The sequence below is a fragment of the Acidithiobacillus sp. TH-A35 genome, from assembly GCF_057473505.1.
Map to the genome: position 1 here is coordinate 1 of NZ_JBYCKR010000052.1, position 1,685 is coordinate 1,685.

Consider the following 1,685-nt stretch of genomic DNA (forward strand, 5'->3'; position numbering starts at 1 on the left):
TATTTCTTTTTACACCGGGCGTGGTTGCCGTTCGCAGTGCACCTTCTGCCTTTGGCCGCAGACTGTCGGCGGGCATCGCTATCGCACCCGCAGCGCCGCCAGCGTCATTGACGAGGTGCGCTATATCCAGAAGAACTTTCCGCAGGTGAAGGAAATCTTCTTTGATGATGACACTTTTACGGATGATCGTCCCCGTGCCGAAGAAATCGCCCGCGGTCTCGGCAGGCTCGGTGTGACTTGGTCCTGCAATGCCAAGGCTAATGTGCCTTATGAGACCCTCAAGGTACTGCGTGAGAATGGCCTGCGCCTGTTGCTGGTAGGCTATGAGTCTGGCGACCAACAGATCCTCAACAACATTAAGAAGGGCCTCAAGATCGAGGCGGCGCGTAAATTTACCGCCGACTGCCATAAGCTGGGGATCGTGATTCACGGCACCTTCATCCTTGGCCTGCCAGGCGAGACCAAGGAGACCATTCAAAAGACCATCGACTTCGCTAAGGAAATCAATCCGCATACCATTCAAGTATCGCTGGCGGCACCCTATCCGGGTACTTTCCTGTACAACCAGGCGAAGCAGGAAGGCTGGCTGACGGACGAAGACGAAGCCCATCTGGTCAACGACCGTGGCGTGCAGATCAGCCCCATGAGTTACCCGCATCTCAACCACACGGAAATCTTCGACTCCGTAGAGGTGATGTATAAGCGCTTCTACTTCCGTGCCGGCAAGATTGCCGAAATCACGGGTGAGATGCTCAAGAGCACGCAAATGATGAAACGTCGTCTGCGCGAGGGTGTCGAATTCGTCCGCTTCCTCCGACAGCGCCACGGCTGAGGTGGGGCAGGTCGGCGGTCGGCGGGTCATCTTCAACGCCGACGACTTTGGCTTGGATATGGCGGTGAATGAGGCGGTGGAGTCAGCGCATCGTTATGGTGTGCTGACTACCGCCAGTCTCATGGTGGCTGCACCGGCGGCTGAGGATGCTGTCACTCGCGCCAGAGAACTGCCACGCCTGGGTGTAGGCCTGCATCTCACGCTGGTAGACGGCACACCCCTGCTCCCCGCAGAGCAGGTACCTGATTTGGTCGATAAGCAGGGGCGTTTTGCCGCCGATCTCTGGCTACGCGGGGTGCGCTATTTCTTTTTGCCCCAGGTTAGAAAACAACTGGCGGCCGAGATCCGTGCCCAGTTTGCGGCTTTTGCGGCGACCGGTTTAGAACTGGACCATGCCAATGCCCACAAACACCTGCATTTGCACCCCACGGTACTCACGCTGATGCTGGATATCGGGGAGGAGTTTGGTTTGCGGGCGGTGCGTTTGCCCTGGGAACCTCTGGAGGCGGCGCGTTGTGGCGGTGCCAAAGGTTGGGTGCCGGCACTTTGGTCTGTCTTTCTGCGCCCCTGGCTGGCCCGCATGCGCCGCCAACTGGACTGTCGCCGGATCATGCACAATGATCTGCTCTACGGTTTGGATGCCACCGGCCATATGGACGAGGCGCGACTGCTCCGGATGCTCGGTTGTCTGCCGGCGACGGGGGTTACGGAAATCTATTTTCATCCGGCAACGGCGCAAACCGCAACATTGCACGCCCTCATGCCGGAGTATGAACAGCACGCCGAGTGGGCGGCACTGATGAGCCCCCGCGTAAAAAATTATTTGCGCGATCAAGACATCGCGAAGGGTACT

The 1,685-nt window shown here is 58.2% G+C and carries 2 protein-coding genes; both read left to right on the top strand.

The annotated features are described in order from the left end of the window. Positions 1 to 832 (top strand): radical SAM protein (locus AC2VNK_RS02095; RefSeq protein WP_486882632.1); only part of this gene is annotated, 832 nt, incomplete at its 5' end. After that, positions 792 to 1,685: hopanoid biosynthesis-associated protein HpnK (gene hpnK / locus AC2VNK_RS02100; RefSeq protein WP_486882633.1), on the top strand; the 894-nt coding region annotated here is incomplete at its 3' end. The genes AC2VNK_RS02095 and hpnK, both read left to right, overlap by 41 nt.